This window comes from Pedobacter sp. PACM 27299 (genome assembly GCF_001412655.1).
Classification (GTDB): Bacteria; Bacteroidota; Bacteroidia; order Sphingobacteriales; family Sphingobacteriaceae; genus Pedobacter.
This window is the reverse complement of the sequence record NZ_CP012996.1, coordinates 1975684-2001855: the sequence shown is the minus strand read 5'-3', so window position 1 is coordinate 2001855 and position 26172 is coordinate 1975684. Positions and strand designations below refer to the sequence as shown.

Here is a 26172-nt window from a genome sequence, read left to right as displayed (position 1 = left end):
CAAACTATCAAAGAACAACAACGATGAAAAAATTAATATATAGTTTATTAGCAGCGACACTCTTGCTATCCTCTTGTAAGGATCAGGATTTCATGAATATAGATCCGAATAAACCCTTACAGACTCACCCTCAATTATTGCTTACAAAAGTGGAATGGGATACTTTTCGCGCTTTTAGCGGCACCTCCCCTTTGTACGTAAATAGAATGCTTGTGCAGACTGATGGAGAAAGTCAGGGCCAATATTTCAAATGGGGAAGAGGCGAATTCGCCCCCTATTCCAGCCTTAGAAACGTGACCAAAATGATGGAAGAGGCCAACCGTGTAAATGATCCTTCCTACATCGCACTAGCCAAATTCTTCCGGGCTTATTATTTCTATAATTTAACCCTGACTTTTGGGGACATTCCTTATACTCAAGCCCTGAAAGGTGAAGCTGTACAAGGCTATGCCGCTCCTGCTTACGACACGCAAAAAACAGTATTCATGGGCATCCTTAAAGAACTTGAAGAAGCAAATGCAATGCTGAAAGACATGAATCCAAACCTGACCATTGCAGGTGATATTATCTATAAGGGCGCTCCTGTAAAATGGCGCAAACTGGTCAACTCTTTCCGGCTAAAAGTATTGATGACCTTATCAAAGAAAGAAGCAGACGGCGATTTAAAACTAAAAGAAACCTTTGCGCAAATCATGCAAAACGAGCCGATCTTAGAGGTTGATGGCGATGGCCAGCTGGTATTTAAAGATCAGGATGGAAATCGTTACCCGGAATTTAATTCCAGCGGATTTGGTTCAGGAATGTTTATGAGCGCGACCTTTATTGAACAGCTCCAAGCCAGAAAAGACCCCCGCTTATTCTTCTACTGTGCGCAAACAAAAATAGCTAAAGAAGCAGGAAAGGCCATCGACGACTTTACTGCTTATGAAGGTGGTGATCCTGCCGCTCCTTACGCAGAAACTAGTCTCAAAGCAGCAGCAGGAAAAGTATCAAAAGTACACGATCGTTTTCCAACAGAAGCTGAAAATGAACCCTTAGTGCTCATGGGCTTTGCAGAGCAAGAACTCATCATTGCAGAAGCCATCGTTAAAAACTGGGTGGCAGGTGATGCCAATCAGCATTATAAAAATGGAGTTAAAGCTTCCTTTAAATTTTACCAGACCTATGTTAAAGGAGCTGCAAACTATTTTACAGAACAAAAAGCCAATGAGTATTTAGCACTGCCAATCAATGATTTTTCATTGAGTACCACGACCGCACAAAAAACAGAGCTGATCATCACTCAAAAATACCTGAGAACATTTTTCCAATCCGGATGGAGCGCCTTCTATGACTACCTGAGGACAGGTTATCCTGATTTTCGCCGTGCATCAGGTGTAAATGTACCTTACCGCTGGATCTACCCACTATCGGAATATGACAACAATAGAACCAATGTTTCTAAAGCAATCGAAAATCAATTCGGTGCAGGAAATGACAAAATCGACCAACAAGTTTGGTGGGTAAAATAAACGTTGCTAAATGATAATTTTTAAAAGGATTGATTAGTTTCGACTGATCAATCCTTTTTTTTAAAACACACAAACCAAATGGAAACCAGAAGAGATTTTATTAAAAAAGCCACCTTGCTAACCGGTGCTTTAGGAATGGCAGGGATGTTACCCGCCTCCATCCAAAAGGCAATGGCCATTAATCCCAGCTTGGGAAGCAGTTATTTAGATGCAGAACACGTGGTCTTTCTAATGCAGGAAAACCGTTCATTTGACCATGCATTCGGTACACTTAAAGGGGTCAGAGGTTTTAACAACCCAAGGGCAATTACCCTTCCCAATCAATATCCGGTATGGCTGCAAAGCAATAAAAAAGGAGAAACTTATGCCCCCTTCCGCTTAAATATTAAAGACACCAAAGCCACCTGGATGAGTGCCCTGCCCCATTCCTGGGAAAATCAGGTGGATGCCCGCAACAATGGCCGTTATGATGGCTGGCTGGAAGCGAAAAGATCCGGCAATAAGGAATATGCAGATATGCCTTTAACCATGGGCTATTACAACCGCGAAGACATTCCCTTTTACTATTCATTAGCGGATGCCTTTACCGTTTGCGACCATAACTTTTGCTCTATTTTAACCGGAACAAGTCCGAATAGATGTTTCTTCTGGACCGGAAAAATCAGAGAAGAACAAAATGCAACTTCTACCGCACACCATTCCAATGGTTATATCGACGGCTCAGAACGCGTTTCCTGGAGCACTTTTCCGGAACGCTTGTCAAAACATGAAGTAGATTGGAAAATTTATCAGAATGAACTTAGTGTAGGCGTAGGTCTGGAAGATGAAGAAGAAAGCTGGCTGGCCAACTTCACCGACAACGACATGGAATTCTTTAAACAATACCATGTAAAAAGACACCCTGAACACCTGGTCTACCTCCGTAAAGCGAAAACCCAACTGGAAGCTAAACTGAAAGAAAAGGCAGACCCAAAACTTCAGAAGAACCTTGATTTTGTCAGCAAAGAGATCGAATTCCTCGAACTTAATCCATTGGAGAAACTAAGTACAGAACAGCAGGATTTACATAACAGAGCCTTTGTCACCAATAGGAACGATCCGGATTTCCATACTGTGGAAACCCATACCTATAATGACAATGGTACCGAACGTACTGCAAAAATCCCGAAAGGTGATGTCTTGCATCAGTTCCGTGCGGATGTGGATGCCGGAAAACTGCCTACCGTTTCCTGGTTAGTGGCCCCATGTAATTTCTCCGATCATCCAGGAGCGCCTTGGTATGGTGCCTGGTACTTATCAGAAGCCATGGACATCCTGACCAAAAACCCAGAAGTCTGGAAAAAAACAATCTTTATCCTGACCTACGATGAAAATGACGGCTATTTTGACCACTTACCACCATTTGTAGCGCCAAACCCTAAAGATGAAACCAAAGGAAAAATATCAAAATCCTTAGACAGCAGTTCAGAATATATTTACAAAGGAGAAAACAGTAAAAGAGAAAGTACAGTAGGCCTCGGTTTCCGCGTACCTATGGTCGTCATTTCTCCATGGTCAAGAGGTGGATATGTCAATTCTCAAACCTTTGACCACACCTCCTCTATCCAGTTTCTGGAACACTTCCTATCCCAAAAAACCGGTCAGAAGATCCATGAAGATAACATCAGCTCCTGGAGAAGAAGCCTCTGTGGTGATTTAACCTCTGTTTTCAGACCTTACAATGGCGAGAATATCCCATTGCCTAAAACAGTGGAAAGAATGCCTTTCTTAGAGGGGATTCACAAGGCTCAATTTGCGAAACTACCCAACAACTTCAAGAACCTGGATAGAGCAGCGATTGATGAAATCCTGAAAAACCCGAAAGGCAATCCAAATTTACCGAAACAGGAACCAGGAATTAAACCTGCAAATGCAATTCCTTATGAACTATATGCACATGCTGTTTTAGACCCCGCAGGCAAACAGGTAAAAATCGATTTTACTGCCGGAACTAAGTTTTTTGGAGAAAAGGCAAAAGGCGCCGGTTTTATCGTGTATTCTGGAGATAAGAACTGGGATTTCACAGTTGATGCAGGTGACACCATTGATTACCATTGGCCATTAGCCGATTTCAGCAAGCAATCCTACGACTTGAAATTCTATAGTGCGAATGGTTTTTACCGCAGATATATCGGTAATGCCAATGATCCTGAAATCGGGATCTCATTAAAGTATCAAGCTGAAAAAGAGGGTAGTAAACCTAATGGAAATGTAATGTTACACATCAGACGCCTGGCCAAAGGCAACCCGATTAAAATAGTCATAAAAGACAACAGCTATAAAAAACCGGTGATCAATGCAGTGCTCAATAAAAGTCAGCAGGAAATCTTTATTCCGATTGAATTAAAAGCAAGCCACAACTGGTATGACTTTACCGTAACCACTGATAAAAATCAAACCTATAGTCAGCAGTTTGCAGGGCATGTAGAACATTCGAAAGAGAGTTTTACGGATCCGTTAATGGGGAATTTACATTCTTCATAACTGCTTACAAAAAACCCCTTAAATCTATTGATTTAAGGGGTTTTACATTTCTTTCAAATGTTACTTCACCAACTTCTGATACCTCAGTAAAGCCTCTAAAAAGTAATAATCTGCGTAAACCAAGGGTACATCAACCTCAGAATTATGAGGCAAACTACCCACAGAATGTTTCAGGATAAAACCAGAATTAGTACCTGGTTTAGCTAAATAATCCGGACCAGACAAAGAGGTTAACATCTGTTCTGCCTGTTTAAAATACTGCGGACCATTTGCTGAAAATGTACTCAATTCCAATAAAGCCGATGCCGTCAGCGATCCTGCCGAAGCATCACGTGGAATATAATTTAGTTTCTTCGCATCATAAGCCCAATCCGGCTGATATCCTGCCTGATTCACATTAAAGTCCCAATAAGGAATCTTATCTTTTGGCAGATTTGGATGGTTGATGTAAAAATCTGCTGCTTTTTCAGCTGCTTCCAAAAAGCGCTGATCCTTTGTCTCTCTGTACATCATCGTGAAACCATAGATGGCCCAGCCTTGTCCACGAGACCAGGTCGAATTGTCTGCATACCCTTGATTGGTTTGCTGATGAACCACATTTCCATTCGCATCGTAATCTACTACATGGTAAGTACTGAAATCCGGTCTGAAATGATTCTTCATCGTATTCAAAGCATGACTAATAGCCACATCTTTGTATTTTGGATTTCCTGTTAACTTTGAAACGTAACACAGCATTTCTAAATTCATCATGTTATCAATGATCACCGGATATAGCCAGGTCGTCTTATTATCCCATGATTTCTTCGCATTCCATGATTTAATCAGGCCTACTTTAGGATCAAACCTCGTCAATGCAGACTCTGCCGACTGGATTAAGATCTTATGGTATTTCTCTATTTTTTCCGGATCTTTTTCAAACCTTAATGCATTGCCATACGAGCAGTACATCACAAAGCCAACATCATGGTGCTGCGTTAAAAACTGCCCTTTTTCCAAGGCTTCCGTCCATTTTGTCGCCGCAGCTTTCCACTCTGGCTTCTGAGTATATTCATAGATATACCACAGTCCGCCTGGAAAAAATCCACCCGTCCAGTCCCAGACATCAGTACTCTTTACCGAGCCGTCTTTGTTGGTAGTTCGTGGAAACTGACTTAAGTCTTTAGCCGTTTTCAGCATTTGCCCGTACTGCTGCTCTGCAACAGCAAAATCCTTTTTAATCATTGCCGATTTTGGCGAGAACAATAAGAATGAAGAAGTGGTTACCGACACCGCCAACGCTGATGCCAGCAGCAGGTTACGCCCTTTCTTCCTAAGATTAGTTAATTTCATTCGTGTGTATTTGTAGGTTATATTTGCTAATATATTTTATTTTTCTGACTGAAGTCCTGCTGATTTTAAAGAAAATCAGGGATTAGTAATGGTAATTGGCAATTGTCTGACCACCGCCGACATCCCATCCACAGTGTTGTTTGAGGCTACAAATGTCACATTGTAAGCACCTGCTGGATAAGCGACCAATGGCTTGTAAGTTTTCAATAAGGTATTGATGTCCTTCACCGCAAGCCCAGCGTCAGGCGTCACTTTTCTCAAATCAACAGCCCCCATTATAGCCCAGGACTCCGCCGGAGCGGTAGCCGCTGCCGCAGTGCTCGCACCGGTAATCACCAATGAACCCGCAGTACCAATCCCTGCACTGTAAACCCAGTTGTAATTCAGCGTATTTAAATTCGGATTGCTGATACTCAACCAACCTAAACCCGGACTATTTACACCGTAATTGGTAATGGATTGGTTGGAAGCAGCAAAATTTGCCTGCGTATAAACCGTCTTATCTTCCAGCACATTTTGGAGAGAAAGCGCAGTGATGGTCCATTTATTCTGGATCGTTCCTGGAGTCGCGATGTATTTAAAGGCAATAAATACGGGTTTCCCCTGCTCCGTAAAATCGGAAAGATCGATGAGCCCCGATGAAAGCGCCGTTCCCGTAGACCAGGCCGCACGACTACTAATATCCACCCAGGTCGCTGCAGCAATATTAGCATTCGTGGCCGCTGTATCTCTCGTAATCACGCCCAGGATCGTCTGCGACTTCGCCACTACTCCTTTGAAATCCGAGGATACCAATAACTGAATGGAATTCGCTTGCGTACCATTTGCCCTTAACGAAGTAAATTGAAGCTGCGCCTTCCCATTTGCTGTGATCCGGTCTTTAAACTCGTAACGCTGACCAATAGCACCCGAATAAAAAGTGAGCACATCAGGATTACCATTGATTTTATAAACAATCGTATCTTTTGTATTAAATGCAGCACTTGCTTCTCCATTTGTTTTCGTACTCATGACCTCAAATGAAACAGGCTTTTCGTCGATTGATTTGCTGCAGGCCGATAAAAATAATACGCCGGCCATTAAGCTTATATTTAAAAGTTTCATAATTTCTATGTTTAAAGGATTACCAACCTGGGTTCTGAACTGCCGCTTTATTTACTGTAATCTCTGCTGCCGGAATTGGGAACAGCACATGTTTCGGCTGTACATTAGAACCAGCCAAACCACCGTAAGAAAAGGTCGTGCCACCAGTTGCCCGGATATCTGCACCAACTGCATTCATCGTGCTCTGCCATTTACCCCAGCGAATCAAATCTGGTTTTCTCAAAGCCTCAAAGCAAAGTTCCATCGCACGTTCGTCTTCAATGGCCTCCTGGAATTTATCTTTGCTCAATCCTGCAGTCAGGTCAACCACCGAAGTCGCAATAGTTGCAGTTGCCGTCGCTCTGATCCCGGCATAAGTAAACACAGCTCCAGTTACCGCAGCAGAAGAAGCACCAGAAGTTTGAGTAGGCCCTGTTGCCGTCGCCGTACCAGCGACAGTTACCGTATATAAATTATTTCCATTGAATACCTGTGTACCCACACTATAAACATTGCCTGCGATCCATGAAGTTCCAATCGTAACCGTTGGTACCGAAGTATAGCCCGAACCTGGATTTAATACCGAGATGGCCGTTACTTTTCCATTAGCAGTAGAAACGGAGGCCTGTGCAGTAGCACCTGTACCGCCGCCGCCAGTAATGGTCACCGGGATATTGTTCAAAGTAATGTTATATCCTGTATTTCCTGGGGTTGCTAAATTGATGTTATTTAACACGGAAACGCTCATATTGGCCGTTGCCACATTAATGCCATAAGCCCTTCTCCTCACCTGATTGATGGCATCATAAGCCAGACTGGTTGCCCCATTCAAATGATTCTCGGCCTCTGCCAGCATCAATAAAACATCTGCATACCTTAAAAGAGGATAATTGATAGGAGTTACATTTTTGTTTTTATTGTCATTCAAATAAGCCTCTCTTCTAAATTTCGCGGCATCACGGTTGAAGATCTGAGCAGGAGTATAATAGTTATAATAATAACGGTCGGTATAAGTGCTGATGTAATTGAAAGGCGCAATATTCCAGTCCCTTCTTAAATCACCTGGCTGAAATAGATTAAACAGTTTTGTAGTCGTGTGCAAAAATCCATAACAATACCCAATTTTCAGTTCAATACCATTGGTCGCCTGCTGCTGGATTCCTGCTAAGCTGCCTACCCTGCCTCCAGAGCCCAGGCCATCTGCTCCATTTCCTTTAAACTCTACTTCCCACATGCTTTCTTTGATATCATACAAATCTTGGTGCATGTTTACAAACAGCTGCTTATAACTCGGATTTAAACTGTGTAATCCGGATTCTTTTACTTTTAAAGCCCAGGCCTTTGCAGCTGCATATTTTGACTCCTCTTTTAAAGGTGCTCCAGCCATTGTTAAACAAACCCTGGCCAATATTCCCTGAACCGTAGTTTTGGCCACTCTACCGCTAAATCCGAAATCAGTAATGTTGCTCGTCAGGCTTTCTGCCTGCTCCATATCCGCTAGAATCTGTGCATATACTGCGCTTACCGGTGTCCGTTGCAACTGAACATCTTCGCCTGATGGCGATTTAGTAGGTTCAATTTTAAGCGGTACATCACCATAATTGCTCACAAGCAGAAAATAATAATAGCCGCGCAGGAACAGTGCTTCGCCCAAAATAGGTTTGCGTTTCGACTCCTCCATACTGGCGACATTAATATTACTGATCAGCAAATTTGCACGCTCAATCCCCATATAACACTGCTGCCATAAGCCAGCAACATTCACATTGGAATAGTCAAAATTATAGACGGCTACCCCATCAGCCTGTGTAGACCTCTGGTAAAATGCCTCATCAGAAACGTTGAAATCTGTATTTAAAAAATTCGCATATAACTGCTCGGTAGATAGTGGGTAATATACCCCTGCCAAAGCATTCAGCAGCTTTGCTTCCGTATCATAATATTCTTTAGGCAGTAAATTATCTGTAGGTACGGTCCCCAGGAACTTTTTGCAGGAAGTTAACCCTACACTCAACAGAAGAATTGAAAATATTAACTTTTTCATTTGAATAGGATTTGTAGGTTAGAAATTAACGTTTGCACCAAAAGCAATAGTTCTTGCCCTAGGATAACCACTATAATCGAAGCCTCCGGTTAACACCGAATTGTAGGTGCTCACCTCCGGATCAAGACCAGTATACTTTGTCCAGGTATATAGATTCTGCGCGGAAAGGAACATTCTAATTGATTTCACCTTCAATTTTTTCAACAAGGTTTTAGGGACGTTATAGCCAAATGAAACGGTCTTCAATCGTAGGAAAGATCCATCTTCTACCGTTCTGGACGAATAACCTGCCACAGAAAAACCTCCGGTACGGTAATTTGATGCCCCTTGATTTTCTGGCGACCAGCGGTTGGAATAGCTGTCGAATTGCTCCAAAAATCTTTTCCCCAATCCATTTCCTTCAAACACCAAACGGTTGGTATTCTGAATATCATTGCCATAAGACCATTGAAAAAATACGTTCAAATCAAAGTTCTTATACCTGAAGTTGTTAGAAAAACCACCGGTATGTAGCGGTAGGCTATTCCCAATCACCGTATTATCCGCAGAATTGATGGTACCGTCACCATTGAGGTCTTTGTACTTAATGTCTCCAGGCTGGATATTCTGTCTGCTGGAACCATTGCCAGGCACATTATCCTTTAACAGGTACTCGCCAGTAGAGGTTTTGTTGAAGTCGTTGTACTGATAATTTCCCTCCCAGATAAAGCCGTACATCAAGCCCAATGGTTCACCGATTTTCGCGATATAAGATGGAATATTGGAATAAGCATTGTCCCAGCTGGTCGTAGACAACAAGGTTTCCTGATCTTCAGCCAGGGCTAAAACTTTATTTCTATTGAAAGAAATGTTGAAACTGCTGTTCCACTGGAAATCTTTCTTATTGATATTGACAGTGCTGATCGTCAGCTCCAAACCTCTGTTAGACACCGCGCCCACATTCTTAAATGCCGAAGTATAACCAGATGAAGTTGGCAATGTTGCCCTCAATAATAAGTCTTTTGTATTCTTCTTATACACATCAGCGGTCAGCGAGATCCTGTTGTTCAAAAAGGCCAGGTCTATACCTGCATCATACTGATCCGTAGTTTCCCATTTCACCTTCGGATTTCCGATGGTGGTAGGAATCACACTTGTCACATAGCTATTGTTCCATGGATAGGAATTGCCCGGAAGGATGTCTATCGACGATAAATAAGCAAAGTCACTTACCCTGTTATTTCCTGTTTTACCGTAGCTGGCCCTCAATTTACCATCAGAAAGGATTTTACTGTCTTTCAGGAAATCCTCCTTAATAAAGCGCCAGGAAGCCCCGATAGAAGGGAAAAAGCTCCATTTGTTATCCGTAGAAAACTTCGAAGAACCATCTGCACGGTAGGAAGCTTCCAGATAATATTTAGACTGGTAATTGTATTTCGCTCTTCCAAAAAACGAAGCCAATGTCCATAACGAACTGGTAGCTGTAGTTACCGGACTAATAGTCCCTTCATTTAAGCCGCTGATTCCCAACTTTTCATTAGGCAAAAGAATCGCCCCAAAGCCATAAGCATTGGAAGTATTCCCCTGGGTAGAAAAACCAGCCAGCATATTCAGGTTGTGTTTTTTATTAAATGTTTTCGTATAGGTCAGCGTATTCTCATTTGACCAGTTGTTGTTGTTGGCTTCAACGATAGAACCGTTCACCCCATTGATTTTCCCTGGAGAAGTCTTTGGACTACCAGGATAGGTATTCGAATTGTTAAACACCTCACTGATCACTCTGGAATTATTGATCCCCCCAGTGATCCTTAATTTTAAAGCAGGAAGGATGGCATAATCCAGGTAACCGCTGGCATTCAGATTATGTGTTGTATTATTCCTAACCAGGTTTTTCTGGTTCAGAATCGGATTGAATTTATAATCAATACCACTGGCAGTAGTCTCATCCAATGCATCATCAAAGGTCAGCTCACTGGTCGGATTATATCCCCAAACACTGTACAGAATATTAGTAGTACCACTTCCGCCAGTTCCCTGCGATGCAGAATTTCCAGAACGCAGTAAATAAGCGTAATTGGCATTAATTCCTACTTTCAACTTATTATTGATGGTCTGATCTAAAGTCACCCGCCCCTGGTACCTTTTGTAAGCGGTATTGATGATGGTTCCTTTCTGATCATTGATATTTCCGGAAACGGAGTAAACAGTTTTGCCGGCACCACCCCTTAAAGCCAAAGAATAATCCTGTCTTACACCTGTCTGAAAAAACGGCTCCTGCCAATCTGTAAATGGAACATTTCTATAATCTTCCAGCGTTCTGTTCGGTCTGGTCAGTAAGACATAAATCGGAGTTGGATCTGCTGCCGAGCCTGGAGAGTTAGGAACAAACTCCAATTGCATTTTCGCAAACTCGTAGTTGTTCATCAACTTCATCGTTTTGATATTTTTATCTAAACTCAGTGTAGGGTTAAAAGAAATCACCGGATCTCCTACTTTTCCTTTTTTAGTCGTAATCATGATCACCCCATTCGCCCCCCTTGCCCCATAAATAGAGGTTGCAGAAGCATCTTTAAGCACATCAATAGATTCTACTTCCTGAGGATCGAATACGTTCAGGTTAAAACCTTCGATCGGAAAACCATCTACTACATATAAAGGGCTGTTATTTTGAGTGATAGAGTTGGCCCCTCTGATCACGATATTTACCGAAGAACCCGGCTGTCCATCTGAAGAGTTCACCTGTACACCGGCAACACGGCCTGCAAGGGCCTCATCGATCGAACGAACTGGGGCTTTAACCAGGTCTTTCATATCCACCTGTGCCACTGAACTGACCAGGTCTGCTTTTTTAGAAGTCCCATATCCGATCACCACCACATCGTTTAAGTTCTTGCTGTCCTCAGCGAGGATGACATTAACCGTGCTCCTGTCGCCAACAACAATTTCTTTCTTGATATAACCAATATAGCTGAATACCAACGTGGCCGCCCCTTCTTTTGGCACCTGCATAGAAAACTTTCCATCCTGATTGGTGCTGGCCCCAACCTTTGTTCCCTTTAGCAGCACACTTACGCCGATCAGGGGATCCCCGCTGCCTTGTTCTGTGACCTTACCCTCCAGCCGCCGCGTCTGTTGCGCATTGGCAGTCATGGCAAAAAAAAGGCACATAAAAATCATGTAAATTTTTCTCATACTTCAATTGGTTTAAATTTGGTTTATGCTGTGGTAACCCGAAGATTACCTCAATCAAATTTGAGCATCAATGCCCTGAATAAGGGGGTGCTATTTAATTTAATTGAGGGTAATAATCGGTTAAAACTATTTCAGCGTTACCGTAGAACCGGCAAATGCTTGCTGAGGAAAGCTAATTGGATATTCCATAGTCTTTCCATCTTTTAGATTTTTAATGCTGATCAGGGCTTTGCTTTCCTTTTGCAGTGGATCTGCAGCAGAGATCATGAACTGCCCTTGGTCTATTTTAATTAACAGCGCGCAAGGTTTATCAGACTGGACGCTATAGTCTGCAGTACTGAAAATTCCTGGCTCATAAAACACGGCCTGGATCATATTTAACTTTTCATGACTCACCGCCTGAAGCGCCCCGGTATTTACCAAGATCTTAATCCCAGACTTGCTGAAATCGCTCAAAGGGGCTGTATTTTTAATCCCCGGAAAAACTACATAAGCATATTTTCCGCCTTCAGGTTTTACCCCATGATTGATCCATAATTTAAACACATTGCCGGAAAGCTCCGCTTTTGGATGGGAGTTATTAATGCGGAACCAGTTTCCTTTCTGGCTGCTGCTGCTCAAAGTGATGGCCGCAGGCTCAGGAAAAACATAACCAATTCCATCATGCAGGATCCAGCTTTCCTGCTCATTGCGGAAGCTTTCCGTTTTTCCTTTCCCAAATTTACCTTTAAAAGCAGTCCCCAGCACATCACCATTCAACCAGCTCTGGTTAAGTGTAGTCACAATCGGTTCTGCGGTATTGCTGTGAATAGCTGCCCCCAGACAAACGATCTCCTGATCAAAGAAAAACCAGGCCTTTTTTGCGGATAAACTATCATAGTTCAAGGCATAGGCCGATACACCATAAACTCCATCAGATACCCCGCCAGCAAAAGCATTGCTGCCATCTTCACCCCAGAATTTAGAGGTCAGGCGATCTTCCTGGTAATCTCTGGTCGTCGTTCCAGGAATTTTGTCCCATTCCCAAATCGGCATAATATTATAGTACTCCGGTCCGCGAACCTGGATATTGGTTGCGCCGTCCGACAAATATCTGCCGTACAAATTTTCTTTATTTCCAGACTCACTGCGTTTAGTACGGTTACTCACCATCCTGACATTAAAAGAATACCCAGGTCTGCTGTGGATCACATAATCCCCGTTCCAGAACTGTTTATGCAAAGGCGTTATCTTATAATCCGGTGCTGCACTGCTGTCCGTACGCGCCATTGCTGCTTTCCATTCCTCTCCATGCGATGGGTCTATCAAAGCCGCAATCAACAACCTGCTTTTCTCTGTGTTTTTTCTTAAAATATTCGGTCTGCTTACTCCGCGCCCCTCTACGTTAAAATCCATATAACTTCCTCTTATGGCTTTCAAATAAGTTTCACGGTAGTATTTAGAAAACAGGTCCAACTTTTCCTTACTAATGGCATAAGGTGTTCCCTGCACGTAATTGATCATTTTTAATACTCCGGTGATAAACACGAGCCCATAACTGGAGATTTGCAGCTGCGGACCATGCTGCAAGTAAGAGAAATCATATTGCAGACCCTCTTTATAATGTACCAGTTTGATCGGGTCAAACAGCTCAGCAGTTGAAGTAGCCAGTAAAGCCTGATCAGCAGTCAGCAATGCCCTGTAAAAATAATGCAGCGCGATATCTGTTTTATTGGCACCAGTCTGCTTTTCAGGATCTCCACGCTTCATTCTTTCGATCAGCATAGCCTCCAAATCCGCAGGAATCCTACTTTCTCCATTGCGCAGCAAGATCAGGATTTCCCCTAATGCCTGTGGTGTCGCAATTTCATTGTGCCACCAGTTGCTGCTTTTAGGATCCTGGTCGTACCAATATTTTAATGCTTTACTGATGTCCTGCAGCACCTCTTCATTGCTAAAAAAGCGGCTGTCTTTTGTCACATAAGCCTGAGCAAGGTTTTCTACCTTCAACAGATGCTCTCCAGGCTGCCAATTCGTAATGGTGTTGGCCGCATAATCTATGCCCTTCCAACTGCCATTCGCTTGTATCGTAGCCAGATTCTTTTCTGCTGATTTATCTACGGCAAGCACCGGCTTTCTGAGGTCCAGCACAATCCGCTGCATAATTAATCCGGCGGCCTCATTCTGCTGTGCTGCTGCCAGTCGCGGGCTAAGCATCATTACCGCCAATACCCCTGTTAACAAGATTTTCTTCATTGAGCTTAAATTTGGTTGGTTTTTTATTTGGTTAAGGATACATTCTTTCCATCTCACGGCCGGTAGTTTCCATGCGATGTTTCATAATTTGGTTCTGATCGCCATAAGGACTGGTCCAATGGGGCTGGTCTAAACCCTTTTCCCAGAGCACAAGTTTCGCCAGCATCGCTTTTACAACAGCCGGATGCTGCTGCGCTATATTACTCGTTTCGGAAAGGTCTTTTGTCAGATCGAACAACAAGACATTGTCTTTTACGCGAATCAGTTTCCACTGATTTTCCCGCATAGCTGCAGCCACTCCTCTCCTCCAGTACAGAGCCTGGTGAGGAACTTTTTGCTGCGGACGCTGTAGGTAGGGCAATAGGTTTACACCATCCAGCTTTTTAATTCCTTTTTGCTTGCCATTTCCCGCAGCAATGGCGGTTGGCAAAATATCCAATGCACTAACAGGAAGTGTATATCTTTTGTGCTCAGCAAGCTGTCCCGGCCATTTCATCAGCATTGCAACGCGGATTCCACCTTCCCATTTCGACCCTTTCATCCCCCGTAAAGGTCCATTATCAGATGAATTCACTGTAGCACCACCATTGTCGTTCACAAAAATAATCAAGGTATGCTCATCCAGCTTATTTTGTTTAATCGCCTCCAAAAGCCGACCTACATTGTCATCAAGGGAGGTCATCATGGCTGCATAAGCCCTTCTTCCGGGATCAGCAATCGAAGCATAACGTTCCATCAGGTCTTTTTTGGCATTCATTGGCGTATGCACCGCGTTATAAGAAAGGTACATAAAGAAGGGCTTTTCTTTATTTTCGCCGATAAAACTGATCGCCTTATCGGTAAACATATCAGTCAGATAGCTGACCTTACTTTCCGGAACCACTTCCAAATTTTCATACAATGCCTGCTCTTTGGCTGGCGTAGTTTTATAGGCAAAAAAATCCCTGTGACCGCCAATAAAACCGTAAAACTCATCAAATCCCCTTTGTAAAGGGAAATGCTTGGCTTCCTCTCCCTGGTGCCATTTGCCGATAGCAATGGTTTTATAGCCATTGCCCTTCATTTCATCACCTATTATCCGCTCCGCAGGGTCCATACCTACGTCAGTTAACTGGAATCCCGGAGCAACCAGGTTAGATGTATTGTGCTCAAAACCAAAACGCTGCTGGTAGCGACCGGTTAAAATACCTGCCCTGGAGGGTGCACATACCGATGCAGATACATAAGCATCCGTAAACAGGATTCCCTTAGCCGCGATGCCATCAATGTTTGGCGTTGGAATTTGCTTCCCCCCATAACAGCCAAAGTCGATATACCCCGCGTCATCACTCACAATAACAATTACATTTGGCTTTTTTGAAGCCTTATTTTGTGCGGCCACACTGCTGGTAATACCAAAAGTCAGCACAGCATAGATGATTAAATTCTTCATTTTTCAGGCTATTTTAATTCTTTTTAATCCATTCAATTTTGGTGGCAATCCCATCCGCACAAGGTACAGAAATCAGTGTATTTCCATCCGCCTGTACTATCGCTTCCACATGATCCTGAGCCGATTTCGCCGCCCATTTTCCTTTAATTAGCAGTTTAACCAGGGATGGTTTTGATGGAGAACGGTACCATTTACGGGAATAAATGCTCACTTCCTTCCTTTTACCATCCGCCATCACCGGACTATCATCCGGCCCCTCATAAAAGGCAAGATCTGGATCGGTCACCGACATTGACAATTGCTCCCCCTTTTGCTGATACATTAGCAAACATGGTCTGCTGTTGCTCATCAGCAGACAATCCGATAATTTTTGCTGACTTCCAAAAATAGCCAATCCAACAAGCTGCTCTGGCGCATACCAAACAATATGTGCCGCAGTATCCTGCTGCAGGACCTTGTAAACTGGGTTTCCGCTTTTCATCGCTAAAGCCAGACTGTCTAGTGCGGGCTGATTTGTTTTGATCAGCATGGCATACTGATATCCTGCATTTGCAGGCGCATTTCCATGCTGCAAAACCAGCTTTGCAAAATTACCGCTCGTTGCCCGACTATCTTTCTGATCCCTGGAAACCTGTAAAGACTTACTGAACACCGCATTTCCTCCATCAGGAATATAATACCCAATGCTGCGGTTGTCCATCAGGGTTAAAACTTTCCCGGCATTCCCCTTACTAGTGTAAGGAAATGCGCTGATCTCCTTTCCATCCAGCTGGATCACCGCTGCAGGATCATTCAGGTAATTCTGGAACAAGGTAGTTTCTGTGGGAGAATCAGCCCGTGTATTTTTAATTCCGGAACCTAAACTAATCACCAGGTCATCAAACATAAACCAGGATTTCGAAGCCCTGAAGCTGCCCATATCATATTTATCATGGCCATGAACTTTCATGGCGAACAATCCATTTTTCTCAAAGTTGGTACCACCAGCGAAAGGCTCGTCAGAAATCAGCATTTCTTCTATGCCGCTATCGTCATCTGCATTGATGATGTTGGCCTTCAGCTGCGCTAGAGGAAGATGAAGGGTTGTGGCTCCCGGAATGTTGTTCCAGTCCCAGCCCTCATCTCTAAAATTACTGCCCTCATCTGTTTTAGTCTCCGGAAATAAGACCTCCAGATGGCCATAGCCCAGGTATCTCCCATATACATTGGCCCCGGGATACGACTCATGACTTACAAAATATCTGTTATGTCCGCGCAAGCTGAGCAGCCAATCCTCGCGGCGATGAAGATCAAACAAACCGTAATTAAGGTTCCAATGACCGCTGGTATACCCTATCGGCTGAATCTGACTATTCTTAAAAGCAGTCGTCCATTTGTTCTGTTTCCCCTTGTTCAGCATCAGGTAAATCGATGCCATTAAGGTATCTGTTTTCAACTGTCCATCAGACGAACCTGACATCGCCATATAGGCATAAGCCACATCTGCAATGCGTCCGCTGCCTGTTGGATGGCGTCCGGAAACGCTCAACGGCCATTGGTACGGATGGGTATAATAATGCATCATCAGCAAACTATGCCTTAAACTTTCATGGGCAGCGGGTTCTACCCGAAAAGAGGTACCACTCAGGACATAAAGGATCGGTGCGATTCCGGCATAACCGCCAATACCATAAGCCGGGTAAATATTGCCATGGTGAAAAACGGCACCATCAGGTTTAAAAGCGCCTTCAATCGTGTGATCTGGTGTTATATTTTTGGAAAGCCATTTAGAATAACTCTGGAGATACTGCAATTTTTCTGGACGATCATCCAGGATTAAAATCGAAGCTAACATCCCGCCCAGTAAAGTATTAAATACGTCAATATTTGAGGCCGGCAACTGATCAGGTTGCTGTAAGCTACGTCCTAAACCACTAAACCAAGCCATACTTTTAAAAGTCCGGTCCAGCTTACTTTGCTGCTTAATCAGGTCTTTCATCAGTAAACAAGCTGGATAATAACTTGCAAGGTTATAGCCAAGATGGTGCAATGCCCCCATCCCGCTGCCATAGGCCCATCCCTGATCTTCCAGGTGATCCAGAAGATCTATAAATATTTGTCCCAGTCTTTGTTGATCATTCACAAAACCAGGAGCATGATAAGCCTGAGCAATCTGAAGCATCAATTGGGTATAGCGCTTGATGCCAGATAAACGGTTGATCTCCTTAAGTTTTTCATCCGGAGAAAAAGAAACCAGCTCCACATCATTGGTGGAAAATACCGGGCGGCCACTAATGCTTCCTCCAGCGCGGCTGATGTTCCAATAGGCATACGCTTTCTCCAATTCAGTTAAAGTATTTTTTGCCGAAGTTTTCCCTGCAGGCAGCAGCAGCTGCTCCTGATACCTTTTGCGGATCTGGTCAAGCTCTACCTGAACACTCGCACCCAGCTTCCCTGGTAATGGCAAATATTGCGGCATGCTATTAAAGGTATATAAGGAGGTCCAATGGGCATTGGCCGCTTTATCTCCGTCTGGATTAACAAATGGTACTTGCTCATCCCGCATCGGGGAACGTGGATTTATGCTCGCAGCAATGATGAGCTGATCAATAAAAAGGCTGCCCTTATTCAAGCTGGCAGGAGCCGATATGCTCAGCTGATTCATTTCTGCAGCTGGTTTCCCAGCCATATCTCTGTGATACATGACCCAGGCAGTTCTCCAGCCTTTGAAATTAAGCTTAAAGTTAAAACTGCTCATCGTATTACCACTTGTTCCGAATTTGAATACCAGCTGGTCATTCAGTGGTTTTTCATTATAAATCCAGACCGCGAAAGTACTTCTCGGATTTCCTGCCACCGCCTTAAGACCTTCATCAGAAATCGTCAGCATGCTTTTTCCAGCCCGATTCCAGTCCCATTTTATAGATTGCTTCCCTAATTTAAAATGATTGCTGCTCATCGATAACCTGCCATTCACAGCAGTCCAATTTTTTGGAACGCTGCATTCACAAACGTCAATTTGCGTTTGCGCAGAACTGCCCATGGTCTGGGAGCAAATAAATAATAAAACGAGAAACAAACGGTTCATACCTGGTCTTTTAGGGATATTTGGTTCCAATAGGATTTAAATATTGATCCTACAGGATTCAAATATTCGTTTTTAATCCAGGAAATAAGGGCGACAAATCAGTTCAAAAGGGGGCACTAATCTGTTTTTTGAACATAGTCTGATGGAGCCAGTCCAAATTGCTTACGAAACTCCTTACTGAAATACTTCCGGTCATTAAAACCAACCGCATAAGCCACTTCAGAAACATTCAGTTTGCCCTCCGACAATAATTGGGCGGCTCTTTTTAGCCGCTGGGATTTGATGAAATCAGTGATCGATAAACCCGTGATGGCCTTGATCTTTTTATAAAGTACCGTCTGGCTCATTCCAATATGTTCAACCAAACCGCCCACATTGAATTCAGGATCTTCCATATTTTCTTCCATCAGCTGCATCAGCTTATTTAGAAACTTTCCTTCAGGAGATTCCGTTTCCGGTAGTTTTGGGGTCAGCATTAACTGACGCAGGTATTTCTGCTTTAACTCCTCCCGTCCCTGTAAAATATTTCGGATACTCAATTCCAGAACCTGTATACTAAAAGGTTTGGTCATGTAAACATTTGCTCCTGCCTCAAGACCATTTACCAGATGCAGCTCCGAGGCCATAGCTGTGAGCATGATCACCGGAATGTGATTCGTCCGCTCTTCTTTTTTTAACCGCTGACAAAGTTCGAGGCCATTCATTTCCGGCATGGTCACATCACTAATGATCAGATCGGGAAGATGCGTAGTGGCCATCTCCCATCCTTCCACTCCATTCACTGCTTCTAAAATATGATAAAGGGACTGCAGCGACTGCACAATAAATCCCCTCAATTCATCATTGTCTTCGACTACCAGAATGCTGTACTTCTTTTCCTCAGCTTGAAGCGCTGTTTCCGCAGCCAATTGATCCGCTGATCCGGTTGGCTCTTCTTCTGATCCAGTGCCCGCTGCTGCTGATTCAGTTAGCACTCCTACTGATTCCTGCGGTTCAGACATCGTTTTTGCCAAGGGCTCCAGATCGCTGATTTCTTCTTCCTTGAAATGTGATTTCCCTAACCATAAGCCTACCGTCAGCACGGTTCCTCCATCTTTCCCTTCCACCGCAGCTGTACTGGAAACTGAAATTTCGCCTTTATGCAGTTCAACAATATTTTTAACCAGGGCCAGACCGATTCCCCAGCCTTCCGCAGCAATATTTTTAGATTTTACCTGGTAAAAATTACCGAAGATTTTATCCTGCAATTCAGCAGGTATCCCAACTCCCGTATCCGCGATAACCACCTTTACCTGATCCTTATCCAGATTGATGGAAAAACTAATTTCACCCCCATCAGGAGTATATTTAAAGGCATTGGAAAGAATATTATAAAACACCTTTTCTAGCTGACCAGCGTCAAAATAAAGTTGAACTTCGGACACATTGCTGCTGAAACTATAGTCGATGTTTTTAAGCTCAGCCAGATGGGAGTAGGTTTCATAAATGCTGCGGCAAAAAGCAACCAGTTCATGGGAAGAAACCTGAAGTCTGGTATTTCCAGTTTCGATCTTTCTAAAGTCCAGCAATTCGCTGATCAGCCGAAGCAGTCTGTCTGTATTTTTCTTTACACCCAGCAATGGCTGATGAACGGTATGATTTTCTGTGGTCAGCTTGAGCAGTTTTTGAAGCGGCGCAAAAATGAGGGTTAGCGGCGTACGGATTTCATGAGAGATACGGGTAAAGAAATCCAGCTTCATCTGGTACAGCTCTTCCTGCCTTTCATTATTCAGCTGCTCATAATACAACTCGGATTCTAACCTTTGCTGTCTGCGGGTAAAGCGCAGCACAAAATAAAGCAAGGCTGCTGCTGCAATCGCATAACCCAGGTAAGCCCACCAGGTTTGCCATAATGGCGGTAAAATACGAATTTCCATACTTGCCGGAACTTCATTCCAAAGGCCGTCATTATTGCTCCCTTTGACTAAAAACCTGTATTTTCCTGCCGGCAAGTTGGTGTAAGTTGCAGAAGGTATATTCACGTAGTTCCAGTCCTTTTCAAATCCTTCCAGTTTATAGGCATATTGATTCCGCTGAGGCTGGATATAATTCAGCGCCAGGAAATCTATGGTAAAAATATTTTGTCCTGCAGAAAAGGTAATCTCCCTGGTAAAGCTGATGTCCGCTTTCAGTAATTGATCGGGACCGTCAATAGCAACGGGTTTATTGAATAACTTTAAGCCGGAAAACACGATTTTTGGGACGGTCGTATTTTCTTTGATATCTCTGGGAGTAAATGCCACCAGGCCATTATAGCTTCCGAAATACAGTTTTCCATGTTCATCCTTATAAGCAGAATTCACATTGAATTCATTGGCTGGCAGTCCATCGCTAATGTTATAATTTTTAAAAGACTTCCTTGCTTTATCAAATTTGGTCAGGCCACGGTCGGTACTCAGCCATAAATTCCCCTCATTGTCTTCCAAAATATCAATGATATTGTCGCTAGCCAAACCATCCTCCTTGGTATAGGTGGTAAAAGTATTGGTTTTAGGATGATAAAGGCTCAATCCACCCCTTAAGGAACCTACCCAGATGTTATGCTGCTGGTCTTCTTTTACACAATTGATCTGGTTGGATTTTAAGCTGTCTTTGTCCTTGCTTTTGAAAAAATACTTAAAAGCTGAATGCTTATAATTTAACAGGTTAAGACCTCTTGGCGTACCTACCCAAAGGTTTTTCTTAGAGTCGGTATAGGCAAAACGAATGTAACCACTACTCAGTCGAAGTCCCGAACTTGGCAGCTCATTGATCAGTGTAAATCTTTCCTGCTCGGGATCAAACACATTCAATCCTTTTGAGGAGGTACCCACCAATAAATGTCCATCCGGATTTTCCGTAATGCTGCTCACATAACCATAACTCAATGAATTAGGATTAGCGGGATCATGGCGATAATGTTTAAACTTACCTGTAGCCGGATTAAAAAGCTCCAATCCACCTTGAAAAAGCCCTATCCAAATGCGATTCTTACTATCTTTAAATATCGCCTTTATGGTATTGTTGCTTAAACTTCCCGGGTCTGCCGGATCATTCTGGTACTTCTTAAATACACCGGTCTGAGTATTGAAATAATTCAGTCCCTGGCCCTCCGTTCCAATCCAGAGGTGCTGTTTTTCATCTCCTGCAATCACACTAATGATATCACTGCTGATACTGTTACGATACTTATTGTATTTATAAACGTCAAAAGGAATGGTATTGCTATGCGTTACATTGACACCGCCAAACATGGTACCTATCCATACAGAACCCTGATTGTCCTCATAAATCTCTTTAATGGAGTTGTCGCTTAAACTTTTGCGCTGATCGGCATCATGTTTATAATTGGTAAAGCGTAGCGTATGCGGGTCTATAATATTGAGCCCGTTCATCGTTGCTACCCATAAATCTCCATTTTTGTTGACGCTGATTTTACGGATGATGTTATTGCTGATCCCATAAGGATTGCCTGCCTGGTATTTAAAACGGATAAAAGACTGTGTTTCCGGAACAAACAAGTTCAAGCCATCCGCATCAGTTCCTATCCAGATTCTACCCAGCTGATCCTGAGCAATGGTTCTGATAAAATTCCCACTGATGCTTTGGGGCGAGGCTGGGTGATGACGGAAATTTGTAAACACATACCTGCCCTTTTCCCAGCTCATTCTGCTAAGCCCTTCTGTAGTCCCTATCCAAATATCCCCCTTTCTGTCCTCAAAAACAGTATAGACAGAATTTCCTGCCAGCCCATCTTTCTGGTAAAACTTCTTAAACTTCCTGGAGGCAGGATCTTCCAGCATACTCAAACCGGTATTTGTACCAAACCATACCCGGCCTTTACGATCCGCAAGCATGGAAAGTATAATTTTATCACTAATGCTATTCGGATTTTTAGGATCAAAAGGAATGCGCTCAAAGGCATCTTTTTCTGGAATGTACCTGTTTAATCCGTTTTGAGTACCGATCCACAGGTTTTGCTTTTTATCTGATAATAAGGCATAGATATAATCCTCCGAGCTAATACTGGCAGGATCATCAGGATTGCTGCGGTAAATTTTAACCCCTCTGCCATCGTAACGGTTCAGACAATCCCGGGTACCAAACCATAGGTATCCCCTGCTGTCTTTACAAATCGACAATACTGTACTTTGAGATAATCCATTCGTTACCGACAAATGATCAAAGGACAATTGGGCGAAAGAAAGTAAGAAAAAGCAATTGAGTATGATGGTCAGTAATACTCGTTTTGCCAGTATATTTTGGTGAGTCAGTTTAGTCATTTTCCGCTTTAAATATACAAAATAAACCTACTGAACAAATCTAAATCAGCTTAGGATCCTGATGAAGAACGGGGAGAAAAAAAACAAACCTGCACTTCCTCCTCTACTGGCCACATCCTTAATTTTCGGGAAAAACCAAAGGGGAAACACTCCAATTTCGAGTAAAATAGAGATGACAATTAATTATTTTTTCAACTGAAATATAGCGATAGAAAATAATTTGAATTAATCGTTTTAGACCATTAAAACGATATAATCCTATAAAAAAAGCCCCATAAACAACTAACTATCAAAGGCTAACCTAAGTCCTCATTTTCAAAATGTTGTATGAACTTACAAAATATTATTAATACATTAACATTTCTTTCGTTTAGTTCAATTCTTGTAAACATAGGGGTATGCATGATAAAATTTCTGAATCGGAGCTTTGGGACAGCTTCAAATCCGGCGATAAGGACGCATTCAAAGCGATCTATTACAAATACTACATGCTGCTTTACAAGTACGGCGTAAAAACCTCTGCCGATACCGACCTTGCTGAAGATTGTCTCCAGGATCTGTTCTTAAAACTTTGGAAAAACAGGGAAAACCTGGGAGACATCAGTTCTGTAAAAAGCTACCTCTATCGTGCCTATATCCGACTATTATTTGAAGCGATAAAAAAATCTAGAAGAGAGATTAACCTTGCCGAGTTAGACCATCCGCAGGAAGAAAGCAGTATTGAAGAAACCATTATTCAGGAGCAGAATCAGACAGCAGTAAACCAACATTTACATCAGGCATTAAAACACCTCACAAAAAGACAGCGGCAAGTCATGCTGCTCCATTATTTTGAGGGCCTTTCCTATAAACAAATCGCAGAAATTCTTCCCATAAAATATCAGGCGATTCGCAACTGCGTGCATGAAGGCATAAAAATACTCCGCAAAAACATCGCTTCCAGGTCTGGATAGCCTTTTAATAGTATTTATCAAAAAAACCTAGTACAAAATCAACATCGCCCCGTCTCTATCTTCATAAACCGATGAACCAATGAAAAGAAACTACTTTGTACTAGGACTCATTTTACTGACATTCTTTGTCATCTCATTTTTAACCAATATCATCGGACCATTGGTTCCTGATATCATCAGGAGCTTTTCTTTGAGCCTTACTACTGTAGCCTTACTCCCCTTTGCTTTTTTTATCGCTTACGGTGTCATGTCTATTCCTTCAGGAATCCTTGTTGAAAAATACGGAGAGAAAAAAGTGATGTCAGCGGCCTTCTTTATTTCCTTTTTAGGCGCCATGCTTTTTGTGTTTACTCCGGGCTATTTCAGCTACATGTGTTCCCTTTTCCTAATCGGTGCAGGTATGGCCATGCTGCAGGTAGCCATCAACCCATTGCTTCGCGTGGCCGGAGGCGAAGAACACTTCGCTTTCAACTCTGTCCTAGCCCAATTCTTTTTTGGCCTCGCTTCTTTTTTAAGCCCTTTAGTCTACTCCTATCTCGTACTCAATATTGGAAAGCCCGAAGGTGATTCCAGTCCCATCATCGCTTTTTTTGAATCGATCGTGCCGGCAGCACTACCATGGATCTCTCTATACTGGATCTTCGGTATCGTTTCTATTCTCATGGTGATCGTGATCGCTTTTATAAAAATCCCCAAAGTAGAACTGAAAGGAGATGAAAAGGTGGGCGGAATGGAAACCAATATCGCACTCCTAAAAAATCCAACAGTTGGACTTTACTTCCTGGCTATTTTCTGTTACGTAGGATTGGAACAAGGTGTGGCCAACTGGATGTCGGAATTTCTAAATACTTACCATCAAATAGATCCAAAAACCGGGGGTGCAACCGCCGTATCCTGGTTTTGGGGTATGCTCACCATCGGTACCTTGCTCGGTTTATTGCTCCTGAAATTCATGGACAGCAAAAAAGTCCTGGTATTATTTACTGCAGCAGCAATCCTTAGTCTGGCCTTTGCACTATTTGGTTCTGCGGCAATCGCCATCTGGGCTTTCCCGATGATCGGCTTCTTTGCCTCGGTCATGTGGTCAATCATCATTTCACTGGCACTCAACTCTATGGACAAGCACCATGGTGCCCTGTCCGGTATCCTCATCACCGGAATTTGCGGCGGAGCAGTCCTCCCATTGATTATCGGCTGGATTGGAGATATGACCTCACTAAAAACCGGAATGGTGTTTATATTTCTGATGCTCGGTTATATATTAAGCCTTGGCTTTTGGGCAAAACCACTGGTACAAAATGAAACAATCACCCTTAGAAAAAAGAAAACCTTAACTGATGAACAATAAGATGCTGGTTGGCGTAGATCTTGGAGGCACCAATGTGCGCTCCGGATTGGTAAGCGGACAAGAAATAACTAAAATCGACAGCGATCGGATCCAATCCAAAAGCGATGAATCCATCGTCATCAAACAGGTGATCGACTCGATCAGCAAGGTCATAAACCCTAAAGTAGAAGCCATTGGAATTGGTGTTCCGGGTATCCTGGATACCAAAGAAGGCATTGTTTACGATGTACAAAACATCCCTTCCTGGAAAGCAGTGCCCCTGAAATCTATTCTGGAAAATCATTTCCAGATCCCCGTCCTGATGAACAACGATGCCAATTGCTTCGCTGCCGGAGAATGGCATTACGGCATGGGCAAGAAAAAAAACAACCTGACCGGTCTCATTCTCGGTACTGGTGTAGCCGCAGGCCTGATCTGTGAGGGCAAACTTTATGAAGGCCGCAACTGCGGTGCCGGTGAATTCGGAATGATCCCCTACCTGGATCACAACTACGAGTTCTACTGCAGCGGCAATTTCTTCAGCCATTTCCACCAAAGCTCTGGTGAGGAAGTATATAAAAGAGCAGCCAGTGGAGAACTTGCCGCATTACAAATTTTCCAGGAATATGGAAAACACCTCAGCTTGCTCATAAAAACCATTCTCTATGCCGTAGATCCGGAAATAATCGTCATGGGCGGTTCAGTAAGCAAAGCATTCCCATTTTTCCGCGCTACCTTATGGACAGAATTACAGGACTTTCCTTATCAGCCAGTGATCAAAAACATCCAGATTACCCCTTCAGAAATAGACAACATTGCCATTCTCGGCGCTGCCGCATTATATTTTAACTAGAAAATAAAACATTCTATGAATACCAAAGCGAAGGGTTCTTTTTAAGGAATCCCTCCGCTTTGATCATCTCCACTCTTTTCAATAAGCCTCTGCAGGTAAGTCCCCCCATAGAATAACCACCATAAATAATAACATTTTATCCCGCTCAATCAGATGATCATAACATCGAACTTATCCCCGGCATAAATCCCGGTCTGCAAGAAAAATCAAATAAAAGCAGTACAAAATCAAAACCGCCCCGTCTTATCAGGAAACAAACCTATCCACAGCTAGCACCAACCTAAGTCTTGTCCATTACTTAAAACGTATGCCATAAACTTAGGATAGCCTAAAACCGATA

13 protein-coding genes are annotated in these 26172 nt (G+C 43.0%); 5 read left to right on the top strand and 8 right to left on the bottom strand.

Going from position 1 to position 26172, the window contains the following annotated elements; all coding sequences use genetic code 11:
- The first annotated feature begins 23 nt into the window (after nt 1-23).
- Both AQ505_RS08375 and AQ505_RS08370 read left to right on the top strand, forming a co-directional pair.
- Nucleotides 24-1511, top strand: coding sequence for a SusD/RagB family nutrient-binding outer membrane lipoprotein (locus AQ505_RS08375; RefSeq protein ID WP_062547762.1), 1488 nt, complete (start codon nt 24-26; stop codon nt 1509-1511).
- Nucleotides 1512-1589: 78 nt separating this feature from the next.
- Nucleotides 1590-4034 carry a phosphocholine-specific phospholipase C gene (locus tag AQ505_RS08370; RefSeq protein ID WP_062547761.1) on the top strand — a complete coding sequence of 815 codons (2445 nt, stop codon included), beginning with the start codon at nt 1590-1592 and terminating at the stop codon, nt 4032-4034.
- 60 nt (nt 4035-4094) lie between these two features.
- On the opposite strand, the gene AQ505_RS08365 is transcribed toward AQ505_RS08370, so the two are convergent.
- From AQ505_RS08365 to AQ505_RS08330, 8 genes are all read right to left on the bottom strand, one after another.
- Nucleotides 4095-5366 carry a glycoside hydrolase family 88 protein gene (locus tag AQ505_RS08365; RefSeq protein ID WP_062547760.1) on the bottom strand — a complete coding sequence of 424 codons (1272 nt, stop codon included), beginning with the start codon at nt 5364-5366 and terminating at the stop codon, nt 4095-4097.
- A 75-nt stretch (nt 5367-5441) separates the two neighbouring features.
- Nucleotides 5442-6470 (bottom strand): DUF5017 domain-containing protein, encoded by a 1029-nt coding sequence (locus AQ505_RS08360; RefSeq protein WP_062547759.1) that lies wholly within the window; start codon nt 6468-6470, stop codon nt 5442-5444.
- A 19-nt stretch (nt 6471-6489) separates the two neighbouring features.
- The gene (locus AQ505_RS08355; RefSeq protein WP_062547758.1) at nt 6490-8493 is read right to left on the bottom strand and encodes a RagB/SusD family nutrient uptake outer membrane protein; all 2004 of its coding nucleotides are present in this window, start codon (nt 8491-8493) and stop codon (nt 6490-6492) included.
- Between the two features lie 18 nt (nt 8494-8511).
- Nucleotides 8512-11664 carry a SusC/RagA family TonB-linked outer membrane protein gene (locus AQ505_RS08350; RefSeq protein ID WP_062547757.1) on the bottom strand — a complete coding sequence of 1051 codons (3153 nt, stop codon included), beginning with the start codon at nt 11662-11664 and terminating at the stop codon, nt 8512-8514.
- A gap of 126 nt (nt 11665-11790) precedes the next feature.
- The gene (cslA, locus tag AQ505_RS08345; protein ID WP_062547756.1) at nt 11791-13899 is read right to left on the bottom strand and encodes a chondroitinase-AC; all 2109 of its coding nucleotides are present in this window, start codon (nt 13897-13899) and stop codon (nt 11791-11793) included.
- Nucleotides 13900-13930: 31 nt separating this feature from the next.
- The gene (locus tag AQ505_RS08340; protein WP_062547755.1) at nt 13931-15331 is read right to left on the bottom strand and encodes a sulfatase-like hydrolase/transferase; all 1401 of its coding nucleotides are present in this window, start codon (nt 15329-15331) and stop codon (nt 13931-13933) included.
- Between the two features lie 13 nt (nt 15332-15344).
- Nucleotides 15345-18398 carry a chondroitinase family polysaccharide lyase gene (locus tag AQ505_RS08335; RefSeq protein WP_062550928.1) on the bottom strand — a complete coding sequence of 1018 codons (3054 nt, stop codon included), beginning with the start codon at nt 18396-18398 and terminating at the stop codon, nt 15345-15347.
- 116 nt (nt 18399-18514) lie between these two features.
- Complete coding sequence (locus tag AQ505_RS08330; protein WP_062547754.1) at nt 18515-22699, bottom strand: hybrid sensor histidine kinase/response regulator transcription factor; 4185 nt, start codon at nt 22697-22699, stop codon at nt 18515-18517.
- A 398-nt stretch (nt 22700-23097) separates the two neighbouring features.
- Between AQ505_RS08330 and AQ505_RS08325 the strand changes: the two genes are divergently transcribed.
- The 3 genes from AQ505_RS08325 (at nt 23098) to AQ505_RS08315 (ending at nt 25832) form a co-directional block, all read left to right on the top strand.
- Nucleotides 23098-23652 (top strand): RNA polymerase sigma factor, encoded by a 555-nt coding sequence (locus AQ505_RS08325; RefSeq protein ID WP_062547753.1) that lies wholly within the window; start codon nt 23098-23100, stop codon nt 23650-23652.
- A 79-nt stretch (nt 23653-23731) separates the two neighbouring features.
- Nucleotides 23732-25000: an MFS transporter gene (locus AQ505_RS08320; RefSeq protein WP_062547752.1), complete on the top strand. Its 1269-nt coding sequence runs from the start codon at nt 23732-23734 to the stop codon at nt 24998-25000.
- Complete coding sequence (locus AQ505_RS08315) at nt 24990-25832, top strand: ROK family protein (protein WP_062547751.1); 843 nt, start codon at nt 24990-24992, stop codon at nt 25830-25832. The genes AQ505_RS08320 and AQ505_RS08315 overlap by 11 nt, the downstream gene beginning before the upstream one ends.
- The last annotated feature ends 340 nt before the right edge of the window (nt 25833-26172 follow it).